This is a genomic window from Chryseobacterium edaphi (assembly GCF_025628985.1).
Lineage (GTDB): Bacteria > Bacteroidota > Bacteroidia > Flavobacteriales > Weeksellaceae > Chryseobacterium > Chryseobacterium edaphi.
Genome location: NZ_JAOTEM010000001.1, coordinates 1,664,066 through 1,690,767 on the forward strand (window position 1 = coordinate 1,664,066; position 26,702 = coordinate 1,690,767).

Consider the following 26,702-nt stretch of genomic DNA (forward strand, 5'->3'; position numbering starts at 1 on the left):
GATCCGTTTAAACTTTATTCAAATCAAATGGCAATTTACGAATTCTTTTTCCGGTAAGATCAAAGATTGCGTTGGTTAATGCAGGAGCCAAAGGCGGTAATCCCGGTTCACCCACTCCGCCTGCATCCTCGTCATTATCAATCACAAAAACTTCAATAGGTGGAATATCATTAATTCTCGGCATCGGATAAGCATAAAAATTCTTCTGCTCGGTTTTTCCGTCTTTGAAAGTAATTTCATGAAATGCTGCCGCACCCAATCCCATTACAACAGAACCTTCCACCTGAGCCTTAATAATATCCGGATTGACATACCAACCGCAATCTATTACCGCCCAGACTTTATCTATTTTTACGCCGCCGTCAGGATTTTTGGAAACTTTGACCACATGTCCCACTGTAGATGCGAAACATTCTGTAATGGCAACGCCAAAACCTTCGTTCTTTTTACGTTTTTTCCAACCGGAAACTTCTTCCAGTTTATTCTTAACTATATACGGATAATTTCAACTCTGTAAAAAACCGACCAAAAAAAAAAAAAAATTAAAACACTAATAATCAATAATTTAAACCAAATAAAGATTTAAAATAAGATTTAATTTAAAACAAAAAAAACAGGCTCAGATAATAAAACCCAAGCCTATTTTTTATAAACATTTCACTCTCGTAAAAGTGACTGTTTAATTTTTTCTATTACATTGTCATCGGAACTTCCATCAACAAAATCTCCGTATTTTCTGAAGTTGATTTGATGTTCAAATCGGAAATATCCCAAACGCCAAAACCATCTCTTGTTTCCACTTTTTGTCCTTCGATTTCTGCGCTGCCTTTCAAAATAAAAGCATATACGCCGTTCCCTTTTTTCCTGATTTGGTAATTGGTTTCAACATTATTTTCGAAGTTTCCTAAGTGAAACCAAGCATCCTGATGAATCCAAACGCCCTCGTCATCCGCATTCGGAGAAAGAATCTGCTGGAATTGATTCTGACTTTTTGTTTTATCTAAAGTAATCTGGTCATATCTTGGTGTCACGTTTCTTTTGTTTGGATATACCCAGATTTGCAGAAACTTCACTAAACTGTCATTATTTTTATTGAATTCACTGTGCATAATTCCGGTTCCGGCACTCATCACCTGAATTTCTCCACTCCTGATAATCGCAGAATTTCCCATACTGTCTTTGTGCTCCAAATCGCCTTCCAACGGGATGCTGATGATTTCCATATTATCGTGAGGGTGCGTTCCGAAGCCTCGTCCCGCCTCTACTTTATCATCATTCAAAACTCTGAGAACACCAAAATGCATTCTTTCCGGATTGTGATAATTCGCAAAACTGAAGGTATGGTTGCTCACCAGCCAGCCGTGGTCTGCCTTCCCTCTGGAATCCGCTTTGTGAATCACAGAATTATCTTTGATTTTTGAATCGGTGTTTGGTAAATGATTATATCCAATCGGTTCCAGTGGCTCAATTTCGTCAATCTCATTTTTCATTGTATTTCCCAATGATGCGGTTGCTACGAACATTCCTGTTCCGAGTAATCCTTTCTTTAAAAAATCTTTTCTGTCCATATCTGTTTTATTATTTATTCGTTATTGATAGGACAAATCTATGGTGATGAAAATTGCTGTGCATTTAACTAGTTTAATAAATACATTTAAAGCAAAAAAATGTCGAATATTTTCATATCCGACATTGTATATTTTAAATCCTAAATTATTTTTCTCTAGTCGCCAAACGCTTCCTAATCGTACTCACAAATTCTTTAGAAACGCCCAGATAAGAAGCGATATAATATTGCGCAACCCGCTGCGGAATTGTAGGATACACTTTGATAAATTCCAGATATCGGTCTGATGCGCTTTTGGAAATCGTGTTCACCAGACGGTTTTGAAGGGTAAAGAGATTCCTCTGAACCAACATTCTGAAAACCCTTTCAAATTTCGGAATTTCCTGCAACAATTTTTCTTTGGTGGTCGGATTCAGCATAAAAATCTCCGAATCTTCAATCGTTTCAATATATAAATTGGAAGGTTTCTGGTCCTGAAACGAGGCGATATCGCTTATCCACCAATCTTCGATGGCAAACAAAATTGTCACTTCAAAACCATTATCATCAAGGTAATAAGCCCTCAAACAACCTTTGTGAATGAAGCCTTCAAACTGGCAGATTTCACCTTCCCGCAACAAAATTGTTTTCTTCGGAATGGTTTCACAGACCAATAAATCGGTGAAAATTTTCTCTTCTTCGCTGCTCAGATTGATAAAACGGGTAACGTTCTTGACGATATTTTCAAACATAAATTAAGTTTACGGCTGCAAATTAGGAAAAAGACTGTAAACTTCGTTCTTTAACAGTCCACTTCCACCGCCGTAATGGTCGATAACCTTCACATCTTTATCTAAGTTTGTGCAAAATATCTTAATATCATTTTCAAATTCCTCATCTAAACCGGAACTCAACAGCACAATATCCACCTGATTTTCTTTGATATAATCATAACAGGCGTTTTCATCACTCTCGATTTCTGCTTTCCAGCCTTCATTATTTTCGATAATTCTTTTTAAGGTCTCAAGAATTTCCTGATTCTTTCCGATGACCAAAAAGTTTAATGTATTCATAAGTGTTTATGTTTAATTAATTTTAAATATGAATAAATAACGATGTTCGCTCTTTCTTTTCAAGATTCCTGGTTTTGTGGCCTTTTCCCGAAATATCTTCAACCAAAAGGATTTCGCCAGTTTGAAACTGTCTGATTTCACCAAGAGAAGTTTGTATTTCCACACCGCCATTCAAAAGTACAATATATTGCTTTTGCGGAGCGTGATGAAAATCGTAGTTGTAATCAGCTGAAACGGTTCTGAACTGAAGTTTTTTAACATTCATATCTTCGGATAAATATCCAATTTCTCCCTGATTGATTAACGGAATTTCGATGTCTCCGAAATGAGATTCTCCATTTTCGTCACTGAATATTTTAGTAATTTTCATATTATTTCATTTTAAATCTGACGTCTGATATCTAATGTCTAAAATCTTTAATCTATTTAAAAACGATAGAATTTGCCAGTTCCATTTCCTCCTGATTGATGGAATGTCCGAAATTTGCATAAACTTTCTCCGTTACATCGGCATTCATCTCTTTCAGAATATTCGCTGTTGCGTAAACTCTTTCTACCGGAACGTGGAAATCCGGATTGCTTGTTCCCAGGAAAATCGGGGTTTGTGCAAAATCGCCCTTGTAATTTTCATGGTTGATTTTTTCTCCAATCACACCACCGATTATGGCTACTGCTCCACCAAATCTTTGTGCATTTCTTGCTAAAAATTCCAATGTCAAACAAGCACCCTGGGAAAATCCGAAAAAGTAAATATTTTCAACCTTAATTCCTGCATCCAAAACCGTTTCCACAGTTTTACCAACAGTTTCAATGGCTGATGACAACCAAGGTTCGTTTTGTTCAACCGGAGCGATGAAGGATAACGGATACCAACTTCCATTGGTTGCTTGTGGCGCCAACAAAGCATAATCTTCCACATTCAAATGTTGGGATAAGCTCAGAATATCCTGTGCGCTTCCGCCTCTTCCGTGAATCATTATCAAAACTTTTTCAGCTTCATTCAATGATTTTCCGCCTGTTTTTATATCTAAAGTGTGACTCATTTTATCTAAATTTTTCTGTTGGATAATTAATTTTTGGAAGAACATCTATTAAGTGGCCTCTGTTTTCTTCAAACTGTTCCGGCAGCATCAAATCTTCACCAAGAGATGCCAATTCTTCATCAATATCAAAACCAGGCCCTGAAGTGGCAATTTCAAACAAAACACCGCCCGGCTCTTTAAAATAAATGGAAGTAAAGTATTTTCTATCCTTCACTTCAGTATGCTGTAAACCGAATTTGTTCAGTCTTTCAATCATCTCCAATTGTGACTGCGCATCGGGAGTCGCAAAAGCAACGTGATGCACCGTTCCTCTTCCGGCCAAACCTTTCAGAGAATTGGGCGTACAAAGCAAATCGACATATTTCCCGGGTTTATCTTCCGTTCCAAATCTGAATCTGTCAGAGCTTTCAGCAATCAATTGATGGTTCATTTGTGTGGTTAAAAGTGCGGCAGTTCTTTCGTAAGCATCTACCCAAATCTCAACGTGATGGAAACCTTTGATGGCAAAATCTTTCGGAATAAATCCGTTATCATACCCTTTTCTGTCATCTTTTTCATTGAAAACCAACTCCAAACCTAGCCCGTCAAAATCTTCCAAATAAATAAAAACTTCACCCGAAAACCTTTGCTGTGCCTGTTTGTAAGGAATATTGAATTTATCCAGCCTTTCCAGCCAATAATCCAGAGCATCCATTGAAATGGAAAAAGCTGTTGTATTCAGCATTCCTTTGCCGTGTCTGCCGTTTGCCAGACCTTTGCCATAAGGAAAAGTTGTCATAATGGTTCCCGGCGTTCCGAATTCGTCTCCGAAATAAAAGTGATACACCTCAGAATTATCGAAATTGACCGTTTTTTTGATTAATCTAAGTCCTAAAACTCCTGTATAAAAGTCTATATTTTCCTGCGCGTCGCCTGTGATGGCGGTAACGTGGTGAAGTCCTGTTATAAGTGCCATAATTTTTTGATTTAAAGTTGAAAGTTGTTGGTTATTAGTTTTTTAATGAAATAAATTTAAAATATTCTTTAACTAAGAAGAATAACCTATGATAATTTCGGTAACGCTTTTTCTACTTGAGCACGCATTGCTTCGTATTGCTTTGGAAGTTTCAGGTTTTGTCCCAATTCGTTCAAAGGTTCATCAACTGTGAATCCTGGATTATCTGTTGCGATTTCGAATAAAACGCCGCCCGGTTCGCGGAAATATAAAGAGTAGAAATAATCCCTGTCGATTTTCGGTGTGATATTTAATCCCGCAGACATTACTTTTTCGTGATATTCCATCAAGATATCATCGTTTGCAACTCTAAAAGCAATATGATGATTGGTTCCGGCGGCATTTTTACCAAAAGGAATTTTATCATTTTCAATAATATCGATAAGGTTTGCAGTTTCTATCGCATCTGTTGCGAAACGGTATTTTTCGCCTTCTTGTTTTTGAAGGTCATATCCAAGGATATCAGTCAGGACTTGGATGGTTGGGTCAGCTTTTTTCAAGGTTAAAGTAACGTTGTGAAAACCTTTCAAACCATTCTCATCCTTGATGTCATCGGTCGTCCAGATTTTTCTGTCATCAGGAGTTGATGATTCGATAAACTGTAACTGTAAACCGTCCGGGTCTTTGAATGAAATCAGTTTTTCACCGAAGATTTCGCTTTCTTCAACATTGATATTGAATTGCTGCAACCTGCTTTTCCAGAATACTAAACTTCCTTTTGGAACCGAATACCCGATGTGCGTAGCCAAACCTGCACCGTTGGTTCCCTGTCCGATTCCTTCCCAAGGAAAAAATGTCAAAATTGTTCCAGGAGTTCCGGTTTCATTCCCGAAATAAAAGTGATAAGTTCCGGGATCATCGAAGTTCACGGTTTTCTTTACCAGTCTCAAACCTAAAACCTGAGTGTAAAAATCTAAGTTTCTTTTGGCATTATTTGCGATTGCTGTAATGTGGTGCAGTCCTAAAATTCTATTTTCCATTTTGTTGATTTTTTAATTTTGATATGACAAATTTAGGTCGGTGGAAAATGCTGCACATTTAACTAGTTTAATAAATCTCATTTTGTGATATTCTCATATAAAGAATTTTTAAAGATTTAACCTGTAAATTCAACGACTCATTTTGCCCATTCACCGAAAAATCCATCATTTTTTTAAGATTCCTTCTGAACTTTACATCAGAAAAAGAGCAATACCGCTCCAACTTAAATCTTAAAATTATGAAAACAAACATCGGACTTACAGAGCAAAACACAGAAGCTGTTGCAGAACAATTGGCAAAACTTTTAGCTGACGAAACGGTACTTTACATCAAAACAAGAAATGCCCACTGGAACGTGACCGGCGATAATTTCCACGCCAACCATATTTTCTTCGAAGAACAGTACAAACAGTTGGACGAGTTGATTGACAGCGTTGCAGAACGTCTCAGAAAAATCGGTCATTATGCACCTGCAACTATGAAAGCTTATTTAGAATTAACACATCTTACTGAATACAGCGAGCGTACCAACGACGGATTAGGCTTTATGAAAGACCTTTTAAAAGACCACGAAAGCATCATCGATTTTCTAAGAGGAAACGTCACACCTTTCGCAGACAAATACAAAGATTACGGTTCCAGCGACTTCATCACAAGCCTGATAGAAACGCACGAAGAAATGGCTTGGATGATACGCTCTTACTTCAGAAATTAAAGAAAATAAGAAAAGGAATAATTATATTTGTGTCAACCATAATAAACTATCCCTATGAAAGCTTTAATTGTTGATGACAACGATATCGCAAGAACCACTTTGGCGCATTTGGCAAAACAAGTCCCAAATCTCACGATTGTCAACGAATATTCCAACGCGATTGAAGCTTACAATCATTTGCAGAACAATCAGGTAGATTTGATATTTTTGGATATCGAAATGCCGGAAATGACCGGAATAGAACTTACTAAAAACCTTTCAGGGAAAGACATCATCATCATTTTCACATCATCCAATAAAGATTACGCACTCGAAGCTTTCGAACTGAATATCGCAGATTACATCTTGAAACCCGTGATGCCGGCGAGATTTTTACAAGCGGTAAGCAAAGCACAATCGATTCTGGAAAGCAGAAAAGAAGAGGTGGAAGTGACCAAAGATGAGTTCCTTTTCGTCAGAGATTCCAATATCACAAGGCGTTTGAAGCTCGACGATATTTTTTATGCTGAGGCAATGGGCGATTACGTGAAGTTTTACACAAGGGAAAAAATGTTTGCCATCCACGGCAAAATGAAAACGGCGGAAGAACGTCTCCCGAAAGACCATTTCATCAGAGTTCATCGGTCTTACATCGTTTCTGTCGGCAAGATAGACACGCTTCAGGACGGCGGAATTATGATAAACGGAAAATTCATTCCCGTCGCAGATGCTTACAGAAAGGCTCTCAACACGAGAATGAATGTTTTCTAATTAACTATTAATGATTTGGGCAGCTATTTCCGTCTTCCACTCCCGCTTTTTTTGTCATTGCGAATAAACTTTAGCAATTTGTTGAACTTTACAGCAATCGCAATGACAAAAAAGAGCTCCGTTCAAGCCGGGCTGCAGATTCAACGTTCTAATCAGAGCGCAAAAATTCCCCTCCTCTGGAGGGGTGGCGAAAATTCAAAGAATTTTTGACGGGGTGGTTTTCAACAATTCAAAATAAGTACAAACACTTATGAAAAAAATATCCTCAGTAATGGGAAACAGACGGTTCAGTTATTTCATCATCCTCACATTTATTGCGGGTTCTCTCCTGTTGATAGCGGTTCAAATCAATTCGGCTAAAAATACCAAAGAGCTCATCCAAAATAACAACCGACTTCTCAACGAGTTGCGTTCGAGCAATCATTTGCGTGAAATCGACCGTGATATTCTCGGCGTAGAAAGCAGAATTAGAGCTTCCATTGCCACCAACGACACCACTCACCTCGAAGGCATCGACCAAAAAATCAGTCAGATAGAAAATTTTCTAGATTCCCTTTCCAAAGACAACTCAGACGATGTGGAAGAAAAGTGGATACATAGATTGAGCGTTCTTGCGATGGAAAAGAAAACGACGAAAGACAAATTACTGCTCCGTTATCACACCCTTGGAAATATGGACGACAACACTTCCATCGCCAACCCGAGAGCCAGAAAAATCTCTAATGAAATCACTTCCATCACTGCAAAAATCTACGAAAGCCGAAAACTTCATATGGTTGACCTCAGCAAAGAGACTGAAGCGATGGGACAAAAAGCGAGATTATATGATATTTCCTTATTGATTCTTTTAATTTTAAGCGGTTCCATTGTCGGTTATCACATTCTTCGCCAGTTCAAACGTCAGAGATTGTTGATTCAGGAATTGGATGTTGCAGAGAAAAAAGCGTCGGTTGCTGCACAAACCAAAGAAAATTTCCTCGCCAATATGAGCCACGAAATCAGAACGCCTTTGAGTGGAATTTTGGGCTTTACGAACCTTTTGCAAAAAAGACCTTTGGATGAAACTTCGAAAGAATTTGTCTCTTCCATTCAGCGTTCGGGGGAAAATCTGATGGCGATTATCAATGATATTTTAGACTTATCAAAAATCGAAGCCGGAATGATGCGCATTACCAAAGGCATCTTCAGCATCAATGGATTGGTGAATTCTGTCGAAACATTTTTCGTAGAACGAGCCAAAGAAAAAGGCTTAACTATTTCCAGCAAAATCGACACTTCCATTCCTGATACGTTGAATGGCGACGCCACGAGACTCACGCAAATTTTGGTCAACCTCATCGGAAATGCCATTAAATTTACGCATCAGGGAAACATTAATATCGAAATTTACAAAAAACAACAGACCGAAAATGAAGTCATTGTCGGTTTTAAAGTTTCTGATACCGGAATCGGAATTGATAAAGAGAAACTCATTGAAGTCTTTGAAAGATTCAATCAGGGCGAAGATTCGACGACCCGAAATTACGGTGGAACCGGACTGGGTTTATCGATTGTGAAAAGCCTGATTCAGTTGCAGAACGGCAATATCGAAGTCATCAGCGAACAGGGGAAAGGCACGACTTTTCACTTTTATATTCCTTACACAATTGCAAAAGAACAGCTGAATGTGATTCCTAAGATTGATACCGATTATTTTAAAGATAAAACAAATGCACCTTTGAGAGTGTTAATCGTGGATGACAATGCTATCAACCAAAGTCTGATGAAGCATCTTCTCTCACAATGGAACATTGATTTTGATACTGCAAACAACGGTCTGGAAGCAGTAGAATTTTTGAGAAACAACGACTGTGATTTGGTTTTAATGGACATCCAAATGCCACAAATGGACGGTTACGTTGCCACGCAAACCATCCGTGAAGAGCTGAAACTGAACACGCCAATCATCGCAATGACCGCACACGCTTTGGCCGGCGAACGCGAAAGATGTATGAGCCGTGGAATGAACGAATACATTTCTAAACCGATAAAAGAAGACGAGTTATTCAAATTAATCTCCAATTTCGGATTAAAAGAAAACGAAAAAACCGAAGTAAAAACCGAAGAAACTGCTTCTAATTATGAGTTCATCGACATTACCTATTTGAAGTCTATCAGCAATGGCGACAAAGATTTTGAAAGAACCGTGACGCAGCAGTTTTTAGATAATGTTCCGATTCATTTGCAGGAACTGAAACTGGCTTATGAAAATAAAGATTTTAAATTGCTAAAACTGAGAGCCCACGATTTAAAATCGAGTGTTGCGATAATGGGTTTGCTAACTTTATTAGAGGAAAAATTAGATATTTTAGAATTAACAACAGAAGAAAATCCGTCATCAGAAAAAGCTTTGGAAGAAGTAAAAGATATTTTACTGAAATCTTTCTTCGAAACCAAGTTATTTATGCAGTCGATCGAGAATTAAATGAATTAAAAACCAATTTTATGATGGAAACTCAAGGCGCATCGGTGGTCATCACCCATCACGTTCTCGACGGAAAACAAATCGAATATGAAAAATGGCTTGATGAAATTCTGCCCGTTTCCAAAAGTGCAAAAGGTTTTATCGACTGGCAAATCGTGCGCCCGATTCCGAATCTGACGTTTGTTTACACCGTCATCATTCGCTTTGATACGATTGAAAATCTTAGAAACTGGATGGAATCTGATACCAGAAGAAAACTGATTGACAAAGCGCATCCATTATTCACAAAAGAAGATAATTACGAAATCAAATCCGGGTTGGATTTTCTTTTTTATGGTGAAAAAACAGACAACAAAGTTCCAGTTCGTTGGAAACAATATCTGGCAACCTGGTCTGCCATCTATCCTTTATCATTGCTGATGCAATTACTGTTATTGCCCTCTTTACGATTAATGAATATTCCTGCCAATCGGTATTTTGACACTTTGGTCAGTACAGGCTGTCTGGTTTTCCTGGTGATTTACGTGGTGATGCCGAATTATACGAAGTTGATTAGGAAGTGGCTTTATAAATAAGAATATTCGATTTTATATAAAATCCGTCTCAAACAAAAAAGGGATGGATTTTTTTATTTTAATGCTTTTTCAAACAACCTGTTTAGAGTAAAACTCAACTTGCATTCTGTCAAAGCAACCCATTTAGAATAAAACACAACTTGCATTCTCTCAAAACAAATTGTTTAAATTAAAACCCATTTTGTTTTTCTCCAAAACAGCTTATTTAAAGCAAAACAACTTTACCGTTGCTCACGACTACCGTTTTGCAATCTGCACAACTTTGGCGGAAGTCTCAAAACGACCGTTTTGTAACCAAATGACTTTTACTTTGGTCACAAATCAAGTGTTTTGTAACCAAACAACTTTGGCGGAAGTTTCCCACGGTCTGCGGGAAACAAAACAACTTTTACATAGGTCGCAAATCGAGGGTTTTGTAACGAAACAACTTTCCATTTCAAATTTCAAACGACACTTTCTGCCTGTTCATCGAATTTCAATTGATTTTGAAATCAGTGGATAGTAGCTTTACACTATCAAATAAATAATTTAAACACTTAAAATTAAAACATTATGGAAATTATTCAAACACCAGAAAACGCATTGTCTCACTCTACCGTTACAGCGATTATCAATGCCCCAATCGAAAAAGTTAACATAGCAGATTGGTTATTAAATCTTCCCGACGCAGAATATCAAAGATGCTCTACGCAGCACATCGGAGCCGCCATCTCTACCACGTATGATGGCGAACCGGTTTCTTTAAATGTCGAAACAATCGGAGATGCTTTGATGGTTCAGCATTATGTTGCCGTTGAACACCGTCCGGATTACTGCAGAATGTTATCCATCTCAGATTCCATTACTAAAGGCGGCCATACCAAAGTTCAGGTTTTATGGGAACTAAAAGCCACAAAAATCGATGATAACACAACATTATACACCAACGAAATCCACGCCACTGCAACTCCTCAAATGTTCGAATACCTGAAAGAACACAACGTGAATCTTGCTGACGCCGCTGCTTCCAGACAAGCCGCTTCCGACGCCCACAACCACGAAGAAACACCCAACTTTGCAAAAAGCATCGAAAACAAAGCGTTGACTGGAAAATACAACCAACCTTTCTAATTCAAAAAAACATAATGGGCGTATCTCGGTACGCTCATTTCATTTTAAAGTTATGGAAAAACTTTTTGAAAAACTTTTAGGAACCTGGACTTTGGTAGAACTCATCGAAGTTCCTGTCGATGGCGGAGAAATCACCCATCCGATGGGTGAAAATGCGAAAGGTCTGATTATTTACAATCCTGACGGCTATATGTCGGCACAAATTATGGATACGCACCGGGAAAACTTTCATCAGGAACATTGGACCAATGCCACGCCTGAAGAATATACACAGGAAGGCTCAACCTATCTTGCGTATTCGGGTCCATTCAAAACGGATGATGAAAAACAGTTGGTAAGCCACACAATGTACATCTCACTTTTTCCCAACTGGACGGGGCAAACGCAGAATAGAATCGTTATCTTTAAAGATGGTTTTCTGCATCTACAAAGTGAGAAACCATTCACCAGCAATTCCCGGTTGGTGACTCATCAACTGACCTGGAAGAGAGTTTGAAAGAATCTGATATTAAAATTAAAAAAATGAAAGCAATCGTTATTACAAAACCTGGAGGTCCTGATGTATTGGAATTACAGGAATACCCTACTCCCGAAATATCCGGGGAAGAAGTCTTAATCGAAGTGAAAGCCGCAGGAATCAACCGTCCAGATGTGTTCCAGCGTGAAGGCAATTATCCTGCACCGGATGGAGCTTCTGCCGAAATTCCGGGATTGGAAGTTGCCGGAACCATTGTAAAATGCGGACCCGATGTCGTTGACTTCACCGTTGGCGACAGAGTTTGTGCACTTCTCGCAGGTGGCGGTTACGCAGAATGTGTCGCTGTGAGAGAAGGCCAATGTTTGCCAATTCCGGCAGATTTAAGTTTTGCTGAGGCGGCGAGTTTACCGGAAACTGTTTTTACGGTTTGGTCTAATGTTTTTCAGAGAGGAAATCTTCAACCTGGAGAAACCCTTTTGCTCCACGGCGGAAACAGCGGGATTGGAATCACGGGAATTCAGATTGCGCACGCATTGGGTTCAAAAGTAATTGTCACGGTTGGTTCCGATGAAAAAGGCCAGAAATGTCTTGAACTCGGCGCAGATTCTTATATTAATTATAAGACCCAGAATTTTGAAGCCGAACTGCAAGATGAAGGTGTAGATGTCATTCTGGATATGATTGGCGGTGATTATCTGGCCAAAAACATCAATATTCTGAAACCTGAAGGCAAATTGGTTCAAATCAATGCCGTAAGTGGCAGTCGTGTAGACCTTGATATTTGGAAAGTGATGATCAAGCGCCTGACCGTTACAGGAAGTACTTTGAGAAGCCGTGAATATGAATTCAAAAAACAATTGGCCAAGGAAATCCAAAAGAATGTCTGGCCTTTGATTGAATCTAAACAGTTCAAACCTGTCATTTTCAAAACATTTCCTTTCTCAGAAGCTGCGGAAGCGCATCGACTGCTTGAAGATGGTTCACACATAGGAAAGATTATTCTTGTGAGATAAAGCGATAGGTTAATTAATAATCTAAATTGAATTTCAATCCTTCTCAATTCAAATTGTGAAGGATTTTTCATTAATAAAATCCTCATCAATAAGAGTTTTTTGACTTAAAATTCAAATTGAAAGTCTATTATCTCTCCTCTATTATCTTTACTCTAAAGACACCAACTACTCCTTTCAAATTCCCACCGACTCATTTTGCCCATTCACCGAAAAGCACTTCAAAATCTTTTGATTCCGGGGTAGCTTTACAGTAGAAATAAAGACAAACAATCATTCATCACAAAAACTATCATTATGAATACTGCATCATTAAGTTTCAAATACGAATTAGAGAAAAAAGAACCTAGAACCAACGACGGTGGAACTACAAGAGGCGCCTCCGTAAAAGATTTCCCAGCTTCTATAGGTATTGCGGGTGTTTCTATGAGACTGCAACCGGGAAGTATGAGAGAATTGCACTGGCACGCCAACGCCGCAGAATGGGCTTACGTCATTTCGGGAACGGTTCGTACCACGATTATTCATCCTGATGGACATAGCTATACAGACAATTTTGAGCCGGGCGATGTTTGGTATTTTCCAAAAGGTTACGGTCACTCGATTCAGGCGACAGGAACGGAAGAATGTCATTTCATTTTGATTTTTGACAACGGTAATTTTTCCGAAGACCATACGTTCAGCGTGACTGATTTTGTTTCGTCTGTACCACCGGAAGTTGTAGCTCAGAATTTAAATTTAACTTTAGAGGAAGTTGCGGCTTTACCTCAGAAAGAAGCGTATTTCGCTGCAGGAATTGTTCCGGATGAGATGTCCTTCGTAGCTGAAGCTCGCCCAAATGAATCTGATATCGAATTGACGAGTTTTCACCGTTATCCTTTGCATTCTCAACAGCCGAGAATTGTTCCAGGCGGAGGTTTACAGAGATTGGTGACGAGTAAAGAATTCCCAATCAGCAGTACAATGTCCGGTTCTATTTTGGAATTGCAACCCGGCGCTTTGAGAGAAATGCACTGGCATCCGAATGCGGACGAGTGGCAATATTTTATTTCAGGACAAGCGGAAATGTCGGTTTTTCTTGCAGAATCTACTTGTGTTACAGAACAGTTTAGTGCCGGAGATGTGGGTTATGTTCCAATGGGAGCCGGACATTACATCAAAAATACAGGCGACGCGGTTTGCAGAATTCTGATTGGCTTCAACAGCGGAAAATATGAGTCGATTGATTTGAGCGAATGGCTGGCTGGAAATCCGAAAGATGTTGTCATTACTAATTTTGGTTTGAAAGATGGCGAAATTGAGAAATTACCGACTGAGAAAGTTTTTATTCAGCCTAAGAAATAAGATTTAAACACAATCTCTTGAAATATTGGATAATTCTGTCATTAAAACAAACCCTTCCGTTTCATCTGATTCAATTAAGATGCAAGAGAGATTGGCGATATTTTTAGCTTTGATTGCAGGCTACATCGATGCAACAGGATTGATTCAGTGGAAAACCTACGTCTCTTTTATGAGTGGAAATACCACTTCACTTGGAGCGGCGCTTTCAATCGGAAAATTTGGAATCGTTATTACCTCAGTTACAGTCATAAGTTGTTTTTTACTAGGAATTTATGCCGGAACCTGTCTTTCATTATGGAAGAGAATTAAGAACCAAATATTAACTTTTCATCTTGTTTCCGGAATTCTCATTTTCTATTCAATTATTGCTTATTTTTATAATATCAATAATCTGTTATCCATTGCAATCGTCGGACTTTCAATGGGAATGATGAACACGATTGTGACTTCTGTCGGAAGTCAAAAGGTAAATACAGATTTTGTAACAGGAACTCTGAACAGCCTGGCAAGGAACACCGCAATGCTTACGATGACCGATGATAAAGTTGAAAAAGAAGCGTACAAATCCAACGCCGTTCATCTTTTGCTTTTGTGGATAGGATTTTTATCCGGTGCGTTTATCGCTCCTTTCCTACTCGGTTATCTTGGAAAATGGATTTTGATGATTCCTGCATTATTACTGATGATTTGCGGAATACTGATTTCAAGAATTAACACTAAAAACTAATATTATGTTACAGAAAAACGATGTTGCCCCAGATTTTACATTGTACGCAACGCCAGACCAGAAAATTACACTCTCAGAATTCAAAGGAAAGAATGTCATTCTCGCTTTTTATCCAGCCGACTGGAGTCCGGTTTGCAGCGACCAGATGGCTTTATACAATGAAACTTTGAAGTTTTTCAAGAAATACGATGCAGAGATTTTCGGAATTTCTGTGGACAGCAAATGGTGTCATCTGGCATTTGCCCAATCCAGAAATTTACACTTCCCTTTACTCGCAGACTTCGAAGCAAAAGGAGAAATTGCCAAGAAATATGGTGTTTATGATGAGGAAGAAGGTGAATGTAAACGCGCATTATTCGTCATCAACAAAGATGGAATCATAGAATGGAGTTATCTGTCGCCAACGGCAATCAATCCTGGCGCGGACGGAATTTTAGATGCTTTAGAAACCCTTAACACAAAATAAATTATGTCACTAAAACCAACTGTCAGCAACACTGACCACGCACAAGGCAACTTAGAAGCTGACCTCGTTATCGTAGAGTACGGAGATTATCAATGTCCATACTGTGGCGCCGCTTATCCGGTTCTGAAGGAATTAATGAAAGAATTTGGAAGTCAAATTAAATTTGTTTTCAGAAACTTTCCATTGTCTGAAATGCATCAATATGCAAGACTGGCGGCCGTCGCAGCGGAGGCAGCCAATCTACAAGGGAAATTCTGGGAAATGCACGATGCGATTTATGAAAACCAGAGAGATTTGAATGAGAACTTATTAATGAAACTGGCGGAACAATTAGAACTGAACATTCCTCAATTTGAAAAGGATTTGGAAAGCACTGAGTTGGCAGATAAGGTTGATTCAGATTTTGAAAGCGGAATTATGAGTGGCGTGAACGGAACGCCTTCTTTTTTCGTAAATGGAAATAAATTTGATGGTGGCGCGGAAGACCTTTTGGAATTGGTAAGGGAAAACGTGAACTGAAGCCGAATCTGCAGCCCGACTTGAGTGGAGCTCTTTTTTGTCATTGCGATTGCTGAATCGTTCAACTGATTGCCTCACTTTGTTCGCAATGACAAAAAAAGCGGGAACGGAAGGCGGATAAAGCTGCCCAAATAAAAATTATTTTTCAAAAATGTACGATATTAAACTAGATTAACGAGAAACGAATTGAACCATCCTACATTTGCTAAAGAATTAAGACAACAAAATATTAAAATAAATTAATCACAACATTAAAAAATTAAATTATGAGCACACTAAAATTAAAAGACGGAACAGAGATTTTTTACAAAGACCAAGGCGAAGGACCAACTTTAATGTTTCACCACGGATGGCCTTTGTCATCTGACGATTGGGATGCGCAGGTTATTTTCTTCCTGCAAAGAGGTTACAGAGTGGTGACACACGACAGAAGAGGTCACGGCCGTTCTAGCCAGGATATTTACAATCACACGATTGAGCAATATGCTTCTGATGCAGCTGAATTGGTAGAATTCTTAGATTTGAAAGATGTAGTTCACATCGGTCATTCTACAGGTGGTGGCGAAGTTATTCGATATGTAAATAAATATGCTAATGGAAGAGCTAAAAAAGCAGTTTTAATCAGTGCCGTGCCGCCAATTATGGTAGCGAGCGACAGTAATCCGGATGGTGTTCCGATGTCCGTTTTTGATGGCATCAGAGACCAGACTTTGAACAACAGACAGCAGTTTTATATCGATTTGACTTTCCCTTTCTATGGCTACAATAGAGAAGGTGCAGATGTGAAAGAAGGTGTACAGAGAAATTGGTGGAGACAAGGAATGATGGGCGGAATTGTGGCTCATTACGACGGCATCAAAGCGTTTTCTGAGACTGATTTCAGAGAAGATTTGAAAGCTGTTGATATTCCGGTTTTGGTGCTTCACGGTGAAGACGACCAAATTGTGCCTTATCAAAATGCGGCGTTAAAATCAATCAAATTATTGAAAAACGGAACTTTAAAAACATATCCGGGTTTTCCTCACGGAATGCCGACAACTCACGCAGATGTTATTAATAAAGACCTTTTGGAGTTTATTGAGGCTTAGTTCAGGTATAATTTAAATATAGAAAAGGATGAAGTTCAAACAATCATTTATGCATATTAACATTTTGAAATTTTAGTAATCAGTTTATGTCTTCGATGAGCGCGATTATTAAAAAAGTTAAAAATTATTTCTGTATTACAGGCAAAAAATGAGTCTAATTTTGTCCTAAGTGACTTTATTTACTTGTAAATTATTGAGATATATAACATTTGAGTGGAGAAAATCCTATATTACCAAAACCGACATTTGAAGTTCGCTTCTTTGTCGGTTTTTTTCTATCGTATGTTTATCCGACCAAAACATTAGCAGACTAATAATTTTTGTGGTATAAAATTTTATTAGCCGAAGATTCATATACTAAAAAATGGAGTTAGTTTGAACTCCATTTTTTTGATAATACGTTAATAGTATTGCAATTCATATCTTCTTATAATTCACGATTTTTTTATTATGATATTGTTAATTTTTTACAACAATTTTTATCATTTAAGATTAAAGATGATACACACTCCTCAGGAAATTTTTGTAATTAGTTATTATGAGGAAATATATTCACCCTCTTCATCCTTATGCCAAAACGTAACACGTTGAGAAGTTACTTTAATCAGGCAAATACCCGGTGTTTCGATACCATCGGGAAACCATTGTTCAAGACTATCAACCCATTTATCACTGAGAATTTTCTTATCAGTTACAATTGTTGCAGTACCATAACATTCGATGAAAAGCATATCATCGGTCTGATAAACTAAACTTACTTTGTCATCTTTTTCAATTTGACGAACTTTATTACTGTCAGAAAACGTAAAAAACCACGAATCACCGTCATAATCTACCTTACCATTGTTACTCATTGGTCTCGAATGCAGAGTCTGCCTTCCGTCTCTTGTAGTCATCATGCAGAAGTCTAGATCCTTCATCTTTTCTGCAATTGTTTTTAATGATGCTTTTTTCATTTTAACTTTTGTTTAATTAATGTTTTTGATGATAATTTACAGAACAACCTGTTTCGTGTCATAACCAAAACACGTACCGATAAAAACCTTTATAAAATAACATTAGCCAAATTATTAAAATAAGCTGTTGCTAATCTACTCCTTTTACTCATTAGCAACCATTCAGAACAGTGATTAGAAAAATGGAAGCTTTGTTTTACAATTGCTTTGGTTGCGATGATTTAAAGAAACAAGTATAGAATTTGTTAACAATTAATCGCTGTAAGGCTCGCCAAACTAAATAGTATCTTTTTCCATTGTCTTATTTTTAAATTTTTATTCTGAAAATCTTGAACGGTTTTTTAAACTGTTCTTTCTAAAGCAATGTTGGCCTGTTTTGCAGCGTGATGAAAATTCTCTTCAATACTCATATTGCCAAAGAACTGTTTGGCAAAATGCCTTTGTCTTTCATAAGATGCAGATTCAGAATGTCGTTTTAAAATGAGATGATCAAAAACGTGGTCGATCCTTTCCTTGGTATATTCATCCCAAACGGCGAAAACCAACAGATGAGAAGACTCAGTAACTACGGATTGATCCATAGCAATAGGGAGAATCTGTTTTTTGATATCAGGATCACTGATGACGATGATCTCATAAGGCTGTAAACCTATCCCAGAAGGCGCTAAATGTGCAGCTTCCAAAATGGTATTGATTTTTTCATCTACGACCTTTTCACCTGTCATTCTTTTAGCGGCATAACGCCAGTTCAGAAGGTCTATAATATTTTCCATTCGTTATAACATTTTTTAAATCAGGATGAAAAAATTTTATCATTCATCCTGATCTATTGAGTTTTAAAAAAGTCCCAACTGTCCCAACATAATCGTTGCTGCAGTGTAACAATGAAATGATTTTATTTTTCCATTTTCGATTTTAAAAACATCACAACAAGGCGTCTGCATTGTTTTTCCTGTTGACGCAATCGTTCCTGATGGCAATTGTAGTGGTCCTTTGTGTGTTCCGTTCAGAGATAATTCCACAACCACCGTATTTTCATCTTCCAAAACATAGAGATCATACAATTCTCTGTGCATATCTGGAAAAGCAGTGGCGTACACATCGACCGTTTTACCGATATCTTCACCGTAATATTTGGTTCCGGCAGAGACATCCCAGAAATAGCCGTCTTCTGCGAACAGGTCAACGAATCCTTTTGTATCCTGAATCTCTGCGATTCTGTACAGTTCGCGGATCAATGTTTCATTTTTTGAGTTTGGGTTGATGACTGAAGATTTCATAATTGATAATTTTAAATGTTATTATTAAGTAAATTTTGGTTGATTTTAATGTCGAAGATTATTTTTTGCTGTCCACGAAAACATAGAGTTTCACCGCTTTTCCGTTCTCGAATACGAAAAGATCCATTCCGGTTACTGCATCAGGTTTATCAGTTGTTCCGTTCTGCCAGAATAGGCGTGCAATATTATGATTGACATCAATCGATTTGACGTGGGTAAATTTGGAACCAGGTGCTTTTTTCTGAAGATCTTCCACAAAACCGTTGATCTCTTTAAAACCTTTTGCTATAAAATGGCTGTCCACCATCTCAATATCTTCTGCATAAACTTTTTTCATCAAAGCTTCACGTTTCTTCAGATCACTTTCATTCCAGATGGCTAAGTGTGTCTCAACCAATAAACGGATTTCTGTCTCGGATAAATTTTTTGAACTTTCTGATTTTGATGAATGAACATCTTTCGGAGACCATAGAATAGTTGCTGGTTTATTCTTTTCGTAACCTTTTCCGTTGGGATAGGAAACCAGTTCCATTTTTGCTCCCCAAGGTGTTAAGAAATAAACCCAGGTTTCGCCTTCTGTATCACCAGAAGGCATTAGAAATGGTTCACCCAAAAACTGTACACCTTTACTTTTTAAAAATGTTACACTTTGCTTGATGTCATCTGTATAAAAAGCGATGTGGCTTGCACCAAGGTCATCTCCGCCAGGGAATTGTTTACTGCCTTTATTATCCTGATATTGGAATAATTCGATATTGGCACCAGTTCCGGCTTTTACCATTCTAATGGTTACTGCACCAGTTCCAGACTGCATATGATTATTTTTCTTCCAGGTATCATCCAAAGGAATCGGTCCTAATGTGGTTACTGCTGAAAAACCCAATACATCTGTGAAGAAATTAACTGCCTGATTCATATCCGGAACATTGATTCCAACGTGGTCTATTCCGATAATTCCAGCTTTCTGTTGTGCGCCAAGATTAGAAACTGAAGCTGACGCTAATAATGCACCGGCTACTGCGGTTGCTTTGATTTGTTTTTTTAAATTGCTCATCTTATTTAATTTTTTTATTGTTATTTGATAAAGCAAATTTCTGCCATTTGACCACCTTCTTCCATTGACAAAAGCTTGAAAAAAAAACAAACAAATGTCAATGAAATGCAATCTTATTGAAAAAACATCATCGTAAATTCAACAAAACCAACAACTAAAAAATGGTTGAAGTACAAATCCTTCAACCCTTTTTAATTCTTTCGAAAAGTAATTTAATCATTATATTTTGCTAACCATTTAGCTTTCAGTTCAGCTCTGGCATTGATAAATTCGAGATCCGTTCCCTGCGCAACAGCGTCCAGCGGAAAACGTAAAGGACGGGAACCTTGTTTCATCTGTATCAATTCCAAAATTCCGTCGGCAATCTTTTGAGGATCCTTATTGAACTCTTTCATCTTCCCGAATAAGGCACTTCCAATTGCGTTAAACTGTTCTGTTGCAACGGGGTCATAAAGATTTGCAATTTCAGGTTTGTCTGCATTCACTCCAGCTTTTTGACCGGTGTTCATTTCGGTTGGATAGACGCCGGGCTGGATGGAAACGTTTTCAATGTTGAACTGTTTCAGCTCATCTTGCAAACCTTCCGTTATACTCTCCACACCAAATTTCGATGCGAAATACGGAATCATAAATGGCGATGTATGGGCGCTTGCTCCTGAACTAATATTAATGATCACACCACTTTTATGCTCACGCATCGATGGCAACACAGCTTGATAAGTTCGGATCACGCCATAAAAATTAACCTCAAACATCTGACGTATTTTATCAATACTATATGCTTCCAGTAATCCGAAACCGGAAAAGGCAGCGTTGTTGACCAACACATCTATTTTTCCAAATTTTTCTAATGTTTCAGCAAAAGCATTGGTTACAGATTGGTCGTCTGTAACATCGATTTCAATAACGTGAATATTGGGAATTGCCTCCAGTTCTTTTGCGGCAGTTTCATTTTTTTCCTTTGACACCATGCATTCCTGCAATTACCGTAAAACCTGCTTTAGCAAGTGTTGTCGCTGTTAATTTTCCAAATCCTGTACTGGCTCCTGTAATAAAAATAGTCTTGTTCATCTATTTAAATTTTGATTGTTATTTAATAAGACAAAATTGGCACAACAGGAGTCAGTTTATTGTAAGCTGCTGAAAACTTGCAATATATTATCTATATCTGTCAATAAATATTTTCAATAAAGTCCTTTCAAGTTCACATAACTTTAAAACCGCTTATAATAAGCGGTTTTTTTAATTTAAGAGGAACGTTAAATTTACTTTAATGTTTACAATCAAAATTAGATTCAAAAAAAAAACATTAATTTTGTCGCAGAAAAAAATTGTTGTTTATGGTAGAATAATTAAATTAGCATTACCATATCAAAAAATATTAAAATCAAACGCATGAGAAAAATAATTCTACTATTTGCCTGCATGTTCGGCATTTCTGCTTTTTCGCAGATCAAAGTGCTGAAGAATGAGACCTTGGTGGAAATCGGCAAGGAAAACTCGGTAGGTCTTTACAAAAAAGAAAATAGGTTTACTTTTAATTATCAGGATATCAACACCAGTAATTTAAATACCTTCAGATCATTTTCGTTTTTAGACGTGAATGCTGATGTAATGGGACTTTATAAGCTTGTAACTGATGGTTTTATCGACCAGCCTGTCGGAAATGTCACTCTAGAACTTCCTAATGATATTATTGAACTTCATTACGAAAAAAACTACGGTCAGCCGACAGTACAATTCATTCAGTTTATCAATAAGAACAGAAAGTATGTAGGAAAATCACAGTTTTTGAATAAGAAACAAATTGATAAAATTTTCGGAATCGGTACTTCAAAAGCTGCTTTATACAATAAGCCAAGTCAACAAAGAGTAACACCACAAGTTTCTAACACTGCAACAGCACAACAAAGCTATGTGAATGAAACACCTGTGGCTACAAAACCTGTACCTCCCAAAAATAAATCAAGAAAATAATTTTATTTTTTAATAATACTCAACTCATTCTCTCCGAATGAGTTTTTTTATTTTATTTTTGTAAAAAGATTATCATAAATTATGTCTCTTCAAGTAATCAATCTCACCAAAAAGTTTGCAGAGCAAACTGCTCTCAATAATATCAACATTACTATTGATAAAAGTGAAATCATCGGTCTTCTCGGTCCCAATGGAGCAGGAAAATCTACACTGATGAAATCTATTGTAGGTGCTCTTAAAATTGATGAAGGCGAAATCATTTTTAATGGTAAAAACATTTCGGAAAACGAGATTGAAAGCAAAAAAAACATCGGTTTTCTACCTGAAAACAATCCCTTGTACATGGAAATGTATGTGAAAGAATACTTACAATTTGTAGCGAATATTCACAAAATTTCTGAAGCAAGAGTTGATGAAGTGATTGAATTGGTGGGAATAACTCCAGAAAAATCAAAGAAAATAAATCAGCTTTCAAAAGGTTACAAACAAAGAGTCGGATTGGCTCAGGCAATTATTCACCAACCGGATTTGTTGATTTTAGATGAACCGACAAATGGTTTAGATCCCAATCAAATCATTGAAATCAGAAATGTAGTAAAGGAAATTGGTAAAGAAAAAACCGTTTTACTCTCTACACATATTATGCAGGAAGTTGAAGCACTTTGTTCGCGTGTGATCCTTATTCATAAAGGAAATATTTTGCAGGATTGCCCAATTGAGGAATTTAAAGGCAAGTTTGAAAGTCTGGAAGAAGCTTTCGCAAGTTATACTCAGACTGAAAACATTTCTTAATTGGCTTTAAATTTGATAACACCTCAGTGAATAATCTTAAATACACTAACGAAAATGATCAAGAAAATTATACTGTGCGCAACCTTAGTACCTATTTTGTCTTTTGCAAATGTGATAAAAGATAATAGTATTTCTGATGTACCAAAAGAAATTAAAAATAACAGAGAAAAAAAAGTTCAGGAAAAAGTTCCTAAAACAGTTATCATTAAAACCAAAAAGTTTAAAATAAGAATCGACAAACAACCCAACGGAAATTACCTTTATCAATCTTGGGGTGCCAATACAAAAATCACTGCAAAGCCAAGCATGATTATTTCGGACGGAGAACTTATTCCTGACGGAAGTGGAGGAAATTATTACTACGAGTTTAACAATAACAATTACAGTTATAAAGTATACAGAAACTACCTTACCAACTCAGCAACAAAACCAGCTTATACATTGGTAGTGACAGATATCGAGGGAAAAACTTTTGTAAGACAAGATGGAAAGGTCGTTAAAAATTAAATTTAATTAAAAAATCAAATAATAAATTCCTAATTTTCACGATTAGGAATTTTTCATTTTAATAAAAGCGCAATGACATTTACAGTTAAAGCTAATTTAATAGACATCATTTCAAAGGAAACTTATCCTGCTGAAATCATTATTTCTGATAAAAAAATCGCTTCTATAAAAAGAATTGAGGAAAGTTTAGATACCTATATTTTACCGGGATTCATTGATGCTCATGTTCACATAGAAAGCAGTATGCTTGTTCCGTCAGAATTTGCAAGGATTGCCGTAAAGCATGGAACGGTAGGAACGATTTCCGATCCTCACGAGATTGCCAATGTTTTGGGAATTGAAGGTGTGGATTATATGATTGCTAATGCTGAGACAGTTCCTTTTCACTTTTATTTTGGAGCTCCTTCATGCGTTCCTGCAACCAATTTTGAAACTGCAGGAGCAGTAATTGATTCTCAGGATATTGATCAATTATTTAGCAGAAAAGAAATCGTTTATTTAGCGGAAATGATGAATTTTCCGGGGGTAATTTATAATGAAGATGAAGTTTTAAGGAAAATAGCTTTTGCTAAAAAACATAAAAAACCCATCGATGGTCACGCTCCTGGATTAATGGGTGAAGGAATGAAAACTTATTTTGATGCGGGAATTTCAACTGACCACGAATGTTTTGGACACACGGAAGCTTTAGAAAAACTGAAGCATGGCGTAAAAATAATGATCAGAGAAGGAAGTGCTGCTAAAAATTTCAACACATTAATTCCATTATTAAAAGATTTTCCAGAGCAGATCATGTTCTGTTGTGATGACAAACATCCCGATAATTTGATTGAATCTCATATTAATGATCATGTGAAACGTGCATTGAAAGAAGGTCACAATTTATATGATGTTTTACGAGCTGCATCTTACAATGTTGTGAACCACTATAACTTGCCAATCGGACTATTACAAATTGGTGACAATGCAGATTTTATTGAAATTGATAATACTGACGATTTTACTATTATAAAAACATATATCAACGGTGAAATGGTGGCTGAGAACGGAAAATCTTTCATTCAGTCTGTTGAAGCCCCGATTGTCAATAATTTTAATTGTAATCTGAAACAGCCTTCTGATTTTAAACTCAAAAGTGAAGGTGGCAAAATTCGTGTAATTGAAGCTTTAGACGGACAATTGATCACGCATGAAATTCAAGCAGACACTTTAATAATTAATGGATTTGCCGAATCAAATATCGAAGCAGACATTCTGAAAATTGCAGTTGTAAATCGTTATAGTGATGCGCCAGTTGCGGTTGCATTTATTAAAAATTTCGGTTTAAAAAGTGGCGCAATCGCATCTTGTGTTGCCCACGATTGTCATAACATCGTTGTTGTAGGAAAAGATGATGCAGATATTTGTAAAGCAGTCAATGCAGTAATCAAAGCAAAAGGAGGAATATCATTGGCCACAGAAACTGAAGAATTGGTTTTAGAATTACCAATTGCGGGAATTATGACCAATCTTCCTGCTGAAAAAGTTGCAGAATTATACATCAAATTAGATCGAAGAGCAAAAGAATTAGGCAGCAAACTAAGAGCACCTTACATGAGTTTATCATTCATGGCACTTTTGGTAATTCCTGAGTTAAAGCTGAGTGATAAAGGTTTGTTTAATGGTAAAAGTTTTGAGTTTACGGATGTTTTTGTCAAATAAATTTAATTTTTGAACTCCTTCATAAAATCACTTTTAGAGTAACTATCTTTAGCCGCTTCATAACCAATGTTGTAAATTTGTTCGAGACGGTCTTTTTTTCTTTCAAAATTTCCGAAAGCGGAAAGATCTTTTGAAGAGATCAGCCAATCGCAATATTCAAATTTTACTTTTTCGACTCTGTAGGAAAACAAGTCGAATGAGCGGGAAACAATAGATTTAATGGTTTTTAGATCGGTAATTTTAATATCATGTGGCGGCGAAACAAACACGCCAATCAATTTATCACAATCTTTTCTGATGATATCTGCCGGAAAATTATTGAGAACTCCCCCATCACAATACATTTCTTCACCCAAAATATACGGCGTTGTAATTCCGGGAATTGAGCAGGAAGCAATCATTGCATCAATAACTTTAAAATCTTTATCAAAAACTTTTTCGGTTCCTGAAACTAATTCTGTAGCAACAATCCGTACTTCTTTATCTAATTCTCCAATTTTCATATCCTGAAAAATCGGCTTGAGATAATTGGCGAAAATAATGGAGGAAACCAAACCCGGTTGATTAAAAGTAAAATGTTTCCAGTTGAAAAAATAGATCGACTGAAAGAAATCTAAAATCTCTTCAGGCTTTTTTCCGATTGCATAGAGACAGCCGACAATAGATCCTGCACTGCAACATGACAAAATATCAATATCGATATTTTTCTCGCTAAGGAATTTTAAAACTCCTGCATGAGCTATACCTTTAGTACCGCCTCCCGATAAAACCAATCCTGTTTTTTCAAAATTCATTGAATAAATTTAATGAAAACTCTCTGGAAAAAAATTAATAATGACATTAAATATTATGCATTACCAACAATTTTTGTTGAATGGAAAAAATAAAAGCCACAAACTAAAATCTGTGGCATTTCTATAATTACCAGAATTAAATTCTAATTATTGATATACTTTTCAAAAACTTTTGAAAAATCTTTTTGAGTATATTTATCAAAACTGGTCGTATTCCATGCGAAAATGTATTCGTTGATTGTTCTCAATTCCTGACTTTTTGAAACACTCTCCTGTTTTCCTGCCGCTACAGTTGTTATTGCTTTCTGCAAACTGTCATTCGAAAAATTCAACAATGAATGATTGTGATGAACCACCTGCTGAATTGCCAAAAGTGCCTTGTACAAATCTTTCAACTGATCAACCTGTCCTTTTGCAACACTGATCATCAGAGGGACATTGCCGATATTAAATGATATTTCAACATCCAGGTCAATTGTCCCAGCTGTTTGCAAAACTACATTAGAGAAAGGAAACTGATAATATTCATACCTTCTCAAAATTCTCTTTCTATCAATTGCACTTGCTCCATCAATATGGATCAAAGCTCTGTTTGTAAAGCAATATTCATCTCTTTTAGATTTGATTAAAAAGAAGATTTTTTCATTATCCTCCGATAAAATATAATCATCAGAATCTACTTTGTCATAATCTTGAGACGGAATAATTTTTCCAATATCTCCCAATCCTAGAGCTTCTGCAGCTAATTTTTTAAACAT

General features: G+C 36.9%; 32 protein-coding genes. 16 read left to right on the forward strand and 16 right to left on the reverse strand.

Translation table 11 applies throughout. The features are described 5' to 3' along the window. Positions 1-7: 7 nt before the first annotated feature. From NZ698_RS07790 to NZ698_RS07825, 8 genes are all read right to left on the reverse strand, one after another. Positions 8-388, reverse strand: coding sequence for a molybdopterin cofactor-binding domain-containing protein (locus tag NZ698_RS07790; RefSeq protein WP_263002511.1), 381 nt, complete (start codon positions 386-388; stop codon positions 8-10). A 304-nt stretch (positions 389-692) separates the two neighbouring features. Continuing rightward, on the reverse strand, positions 693-1,568 hold the full coding sequence (locus NZ698_RS07795) for a pirin family protein (RefSeq protein ID WP_263002512.1): 876 nt from the start codon (positions 1,566-1,568) through the stop codon (positions 693-695). Positions 1,569-1,713: 145 nt separating this feature from the next. Next, on the reverse strand, positions 1,714-2,298 hold the full coding sequence (locus NZ698_RS07800) for a Crp/Fnr family transcriptional regulator (protein ID WP_263002513.1): 585 nt from the start codon (positions 2,296-2,298) through the stop codon (positions 1,714-1,716). Positions 2,299-2,307: 9 nt separating this feature from the next. Further along, a complete protein-coding gene (locus NZ698_RS07805; protein WP_263002514.1) occupies positions 2,308-2,619 on the reverse strand; it encodes a hypothetical protein in 312 nt (103 codons plus the stop codon). 22 nt (positions 2,620-2,641) lie between these two features. Then, the gene (locus tag NZ698_RS07810; protein ID WP_263002515.1) at positions 2,642-2,989 is read right to left on the reverse strand and encodes a cupin domain-containing protein; all 348 of its coding nucleotides are present in this window, start codon (positions 2,987-2,989) and stop codon (positions 2,642-2,644) included. Positions 2,990-3,041: 52 nt separating this feature from the next. Beyond that, entirely contained in the window at positions 3,042-3,662 is a 621-nt protein-coding gene (locus NZ698_RS07815) for an alpha/beta hydrolase (RefSeq protein WP_263002516.1), read from the reverse strand. A gap of 1 nt (position 3,663) precedes the next feature. Then, the gene (locus tag NZ698_RS07820) at positions 3,664-4,617 is read right to left on the reverse strand and encodes a ring-cleaving dioxygenase (protein ID WP_263002517.1); all 954 of its coding nucleotides are present in this window, start codon (positions 4,615-4,617) and stop codon (positions 3,664-3,666) included. An 86-nt stretch (positions 4,618-4,703) separates the two neighbouring features. Next, on the reverse strand, positions 4,704-5,636 hold the full coding sequence (locus NZ698_RS07825; RefSeq protein WP_263002518.1) for a ring-cleaving dioxygenase: 933 nt from the start codon (positions 5,634-5,636) through the stop codon (positions 4,704-4,706). Positions 5,637-5,875: 239 nt separating this feature from the next. Here NZ698_RS07825 and NZ698_RS07830 point away from each other — a divergent pair, with 239 nt between their 5' ends. The 12 genes from NZ698_RS07830 to NZ698_RS07885 all read left to right on the forward strand — a co-directional run bounded on the left by NZ698_RS07830 (position 5,876) and on the right by NZ698_RS07885 (position 16,883). After that, positions 5,876-6,352, forward strand: a complete 477-nt coding sequence (locus NZ698_RS07830) for a Dps family protein (protein ID WP_263002519.1) — start codon at positions 5,876-5,878, stop codon at positions 6,350-6,352. A 54-nt stretch (positions 6,353-6,406) separates the two neighbouring features. Next, a complete protein-coding gene (locus NZ698_RS07835; protein WP_034675016.1) occupies positions 6,407-7,102 on the forward strand; it encodes a LytR/AlgR family response regulator transcription factor in 696 nt (231 codons plus the stop codon). A 250-nt stretch (positions 7,103-7,352) separates the two neighbouring features. Next, a complete protein-coding gene (locus tag NZ698_RS07840; RefSeq protein ID WP_263002520.1) occupies positions 7,353-9,566 on the forward strand; it encodes a hybrid sensor histidine kinase/response regulator in 2,214 nt (737 codons plus the stop codon). A gap of 20 nt (positions 9,567-9,586) precedes the next feature. Beyond that, on the forward strand, positions 9,587-10,141 hold the full coding sequence (locus NZ698_RS07845; protein WP_263002521.1) for a putative antibiotic biosynthesis monooxygenase: 555 nt from the start codon (positions 9,587-9,589) through the stop codon (positions 10,139-10,141). Between the two features lie 552 nt (positions 10,142-10,693). Then, on the forward strand, positions 10,694-11,251 hold the full coding sequence (locus NZ698_RS07850; protein WP_263002522.1) for a hypothetical protein: 558 nt from the start codon (positions 10,694-10,696) through the stop codon (positions 11,249-11,251). Between the two features lie 52 nt (positions 11,252-11,303). Then, positions 11,304-11,747: a lipocalin-like domain-containing protein gene (locus NZ698_RS07855; protein ID WP_263002523.1), complete on the forward strand. Its 444-nt coding sequence runs from the start codon at positions 11,304-11,306 to the stop codon at positions 11,745-11,747. A gap of 26 nt (positions 11,748-11,773) precedes the next feature. Beyond that, positions 11,774-12,742, forward strand: coding sequence for an NAD(P)H-quinone oxidoreductase (locus tag NZ698_RS07860; protein WP_263002524.1), 969 nt, complete (start codon positions 11,774-11,776; stop codon positions 12,740-12,742). A gap of 294 nt (positions 12,743-13,036) precedes the next feature. Next, entirely contained in the window at positions 13,037-14,083 is a 1,047-nt protein-coding gene (locus NZ698_RS07865) for a cupin domain-containing protein (protein WP_263002525.1), read from the forward strand. A gap of 79 nt (positions 14,084-14,162) precedes the next feature. Then, a complete protein-coding gene (locus tag NZ698_RS07870; RefSeq protein ID WP_263002526.1) occupies positions 14,163-14,810 on the forward strand; it encodes a YoaK family protein in 648 nt (215 codons plus the stop codon). A 4-nt stretch (positions 14,811-14,814) separates the two neighbouring features. Further along, entirely contained in the window at positions 14,815-15,276 is a 462-nt protein-coding gene (locus NZ698_RS07875; protein WP_034974803.1) for a redoxin domain-containing protein, read from the forward strand. A 3-nt stretch (positions 15,277-15,279) separates the two neighbouring features. Next, positions 15,280-15,795, forward strand: coding sequence for a DsbA family protein (locus tag NZ698_RS07880; RefSeq protein ID WP_263002527.1), 516 nt, complete (start codon positions 15,280-15,282; stop codon positions 15,793-15,795). A 266-nt stretch (positions 15,796-16,061) separates the two neighbouring features. Then, a complete protein-coding gene (locus tag NZ698_RS07885; protein ID WP_263002528.1) occupies positions 16,062-16,883 on the forward strand; it encodes an alpha/beta fold hydrolase in 822 nt (273 codons plus the stop codon). Positions 16,884-17,419: 536 nt separating this feature from the next. Here NZ698_RS07885 and NZ698_RS07890 read toward each other — a convergent pair. The 6 genes from NZ698_RS07890 to NZ698_RS07915 form a co-directional block, all read right to left on the reverse strand. Further along, positions 17,420-17,839, reverse strand: coding sequence for a pyridoxamine 5'-phosphate oxidase family protein (locus tag NZ698_RS07890; RefSeq protein ID WP_263002529.1), 420 nt, complete (start codon positions 17,837-17,839; stop codon positions 17,420-17,422). Between the two features lie 341 nt (positions 17,840-18,180). Beyond that, entirely contained in the window at positions 18,181-18,564 is a 384-nt protein-coding gene (locus NZ698_RS07895) for a nitroreductase family protein (protein WP_438265555.1), read from the reverse strand. Between the two features lie 111 nt (positions 18,565-18,675). Beyond that, the gene (locus NZ698_RS07900) at positions 18,676-19,119 is read right to left on the reverse strand and encodes a nuclear transport factor 2 family protein (RefSeq protein WP_263002531.1); all 444 of its coding nucleotides are present in this window, start codon (positions 19,117-19,119) and stop codon (positions 18,676-18,678) included. 58 nt (positions 19,120-19,177) lie between these two features. Then, on the reverse strand, positions 19,178-20,173 hold the full coding sequence (locus tag NZ698_RS07905) for a VOC family protein (RefSeq protein WP_263002532.1): 996 nt from the start codon (positions 20,171-20,173) through the stop codon (positions 19,178-19,180). A gap of 212 nt (positions 20,174-20,385) precedes the next feature. Then, positions 20,386-21,144 carry an SDR family NAD(P)-dependent oxidoreductase gene (locus tag NZ698_RS07910; protein ID WP_263002533.1) on the reverse strand — a complete coding sequence of 253 codons (759 nt, stop codon included), beginning with the start codon at positions 21,142-21,144 and terminating at the stop codon, positions 20,386-20,388. Further along, entirely contained in the window at positions 21,122-21,244 is a 123-nt protein-coding gene (locus NZ698_RS07915) for a hypothetical protein (protein ID WP_263002534.1), read from the reverse strand. The genes NZ698_RS07910 and NZ698_RS07915 overlap by 23 nt, the downstream gene beginning before the upstream one ends. A gap of 324 nt (positions 21,245-21,568) precedes the next feature. Between NZ698_RS07915 and NZ698_RS07920 the strand changes: the two genes are divergently transcribed. The 4 genes from NZ698_RS07920 (at position 21,569) to ade (ending at position 25,150) form a co-directional block, all read left to right on the forward strand. Then, positions 21,569-22,150, forward strand: coding sequence for a hypothetical protein (locus NZ698_RS07920; RefSeq protein WP_263002535.1), 582 nt, complete (start codon positions 21,569-21,571; stop codon positions 22,148-22,150). Between the two features lie 81 nt (positions 22,151-22,231). Then, on the forward strand, positions 22,232-22,942 hold the full coding sequence (locus tag NZ698_RS07925; protein WP_263002536.1) for an ABC transporter ATP-binding protein: 711 nt from the start codon (positions 22,232-22,234) through the stop codon (positions 22,940-22,942). A 54-nt stretch (positions 22,943-22,996) separates the two neighbouring features. Beyond that, positions 22,997-23,449 carry a hypothetical protein gene (locus NZ698_RS07930; RefSeq protein WP_263002537.1) on the forward strand — a complete coding sequence of 151 codons (453 nt, stop codon included), beginning with the start codon at positions 22,997-22,999 and terminating at the stop codon, positions 23,447-23,449. Positions 23,450-23,521: 72 nt separating this feature from the next. Further along, entirely contained in the window at positions 23,522-25,150 is a 1,629-nt protein-coding gene (gene ade, locus NZ698_RS07935; RefSeq protein ID WP_263002538.1) for an adenine deaminase, read from the forward strand. A gap of 2 nt (positions 25,151-25,152) precedes the next feature. Here the strand turns inward: ade and NZ698_RS07940 are convergent, their stop codons facing one another. Both NZ698_RS07940 and NZ698_RS07945 read right to left on the reverse strand, forming a co-directional pair. After that, positions 25,153-25,944, reverse strand: coding sequence for a patatin-like phospholipase family protein (locus NZ698_RS07940; protein WP_263002539.1), 792 nt, complete (start codon positions 25,942-25,944; stop codon positions 25,153-25,155). Between the two features lie 143 nt (positions 25,945-26,087). Continuing rightward, the gene (locus tag NZ698_RS07945; protein ID WP_263002540.1) at positions 26,088-26,702 is read right to left on the reverse strand and encodes a PH domain-containing protein; all 615 of its coding nucleotides are present in this window, start codon (positions 26,700-26,702) and stop codon (positions 26,088-26,090) included.

What these genes read in the sequence shown, in the direction of transcription:
- NZ698_RS07795 (WP_263002512.1), bottom strand. Translation starts at nt 1,568, where the DNA reads ATGGACAGAAAAGATTTTTTAAAGAAAGGATTACTCGGAACAGGAATG.
- NZ698_RS07800 (WP_263002513.1), bottom strand. Translation starts at nt 2,298, where the DNA reads ATGTTTGAAAATATCGTCAAGAACGTTACCCGTTTTATCAATCTGAGC.
- NZ698_RS07805 (WP_263002514.1), bottom strand. Translation starts at nt 2,619, where the DNA reads ATGAATACATTAAACTTTTTGGTCATCGGAAAGAATCAGGAAATTCTT.
- NZ698_RS07810 (WP_263002515.1), bottom strand. Translation starts at nt 2,989, where the DNA reads ATGAAAATTACTAAAATATTCAGTGACGAAAATGGAGAATCTCATTTC.
- NZ698_RS07815 (WP_263002516.1), bottom strand. Translation starts at nt 3,662, where the DNA reads ATGAGTCACACTTTAGATATAAAAACAGGCGGAAAATCATTGAATGAA.
- NZ698_RS07820 (WP_263002517.1), bottom strand. Translation starts at nt 4,617, where the DNA reads ATGGCACTTATAACAGGACTTCACCACGTTACCGCCATCACAGGCGAC.
- NZ698_RS07825 (WP_263002518.1), bottom strand. Translation starts at nt 5,636, where the DNA reads ATGGAAAATAGAATTTTAGGACTGCACCACATTACAGCAATCGCAAAT.
- NZ698_RS07830 (WP_263002519.1), top strand. Translation starts at nt 5,876, where the DNA reads ATGAAAACAAACATCGGACTTACAGAGCAAAACACAGAAGCTGTTGCA.
- NZ698_RS07835 (WP_034675016.1), top strand. Translation starts at nt 6,407, where the DNA reads ATGAAAGCTTTAATTGTTGATGACAACGATATCGCAAGAACCACTTTG.
- NZ698_RS07840 (WP_263002520.1), top strand. Translation starts at nt 7,353, where the DNA reads ATGAAAAAAATATCCTCAGTAATGGGAAACAGACGGTTCAGTTATTTC.
- NZ698_RS07845 (WP_263002521.1), top strand. Translation starts at nt 9,587, where the DNA reads ATGATGGAAACTCAAGGCGCATCGGTGGTCATCACCCATCACGTTCTC.
- NZ698_RS07850 (WP_263002522.1), top strand. Translation starts at nt 10,694, where the DNA reads ATGGAAATTATTCAAACACCAGAAAACGCATTGTCTCACTCTACCGTT.
- NZ698_RS07855 (WP_263002523.1), top strand. Translation starts at nt 11,304, where the DNA reads ATGGAAAAACTTTTTGAAAAACTTTTAGGAACCTGGACTTTGGTAGAA.
- NZ698_RS07860 (WP_263002524.1), top strand. Translation starts at nt 11,774, where the DNA reads ATGAAAGCAATCGTTATTACAAAACCTGGAGGTCCTGATGTATTGGAA.
- NZ698_RS07865 (WP_263002525.1), top strand. Translation starts at nt 13,037, where the DNA reads ATGAATACTGCATCATTAAGTTTCAAATACGAATTAGAGAAAAAAGAA.
- NZ698_RS07870 (WP_263002526.1), top strand. Translation starts at nt 14,163, where the DNA reads ATGCAAGAGAGATTGGCGATATTTTTAGCTTTGATTGCAGGCTACATC.
- NZ698_RS07875 (WP_034974803.1), top strand. Translation starts at nt 14,815, where the DNA reads ATGTTACAGAAAAACGATGTTGCCCCAGATTTTACATTGTACGCAACG.
- NZ698_RS07880 (WP_263002527.1), top strand. Translation starts at nt 15,280, where the DNA reads ATGTCACTAAAACCAACTGTCAGCAACACTGACCACGCACAAGGCAAC.
- NZ698_RS07885 (WP_263002528.1), top strand. Translation starts at nt 16,062, where the DNA reads ATGAGCACACTAAAATTAAAAGACGGAACAGAGATTTTTTACAAAGAC.
- NZ698_RS07890 (WP_263002529.1), bottom strand. Translation starts at nt 17,839, where the DNA reads ATGAAAAAAGCATCATTAAAAACAATTGCAGAAAAGATGAAGGATCTA.
- NZ698_RS07895 (WP_438265555.1), bottom strand. Translation starts at nt 18,564, where the DNA reads ATGACAGGTGAAAAGGTCGTAGATGAAAAAATCAATACCATTTTGGAA.
- NZ698_RS07900 (WP_263002531.1), bottom strand. Translation starts at nt 19,119, where the DNA reads ATGAAATCTTCAGTCATCAACCCAAACTCAAAAAATGAAACATTGATC.
- NZ698_RS07905 (WP_263002532.1), bottom strand. Translation starts at nt 20,173, where the DNA reads ATGAGCAATTTAAAAAAACAAATCAAAGCAACCGCAGTAGCCGGTGCA.
- NZ698_RS07910 (WP_263002533.1), bottom strand. Translation starts at nt 21,144, where the DNA reads ATGGTGTCAAAGGAAAAAAATGAAACTGCCGCAAAAGAACTGGAGGCA.
- NZ698_RS07915 (WP_263002534.1), bottom strand. Translation starts at nt 21,244, where the DNA reads ATGAACAAGACTATTTTTATTACAGGAGCCAGTACAGGATTTGGAAAA.
- NZ698_RS07920 (WP_263002535.1), top strand. Translation starts at nt 21,569, where the DNA reads ATGAGAAAAATAATTCTACTATTTGCCTGCATGTTCGGCATTTCTGCT.
- NZ698_RS07925 (WP_263002536.1), top strand. Translation starts at nt 22,232, where the DNA reads ATGTCTCTTCAAGTAATCAATCTCACCAAAAAGTTTGCAGAGCAAACT.
- NZ698_RS07930 (WP_263002537.1), top strand. Translation starts at nt 22,997, where the DNA reads ATGATCAAGAAAATTATACTGTGCGCAACCTTAGTACCTATTTTGTCT.
- ade (WP_263002538.1), top strand. Translation starts at nt 23,522, where the DNA reads ATGACATTTACAGTTAAAGCTAATTTAATAGACATCATTTCAAAGGAA.
- NZ698_RS07940 (WP_263002539.1), bottom strand. Translation starts at nt 25,944, where the DNA reads ATGAATTTTGAAAAAACAGGATTGGTTTTATCGGGAGGCGGTACTAAA.
- NZ698_RS07945 (WP_263002540.1), bottom strand. Translation starts at nt 26,702, where the DNA reads ATGTTTAAAAAATTAGCTGCAGAAGCTCTAGGATTGGGAGATATTGGA.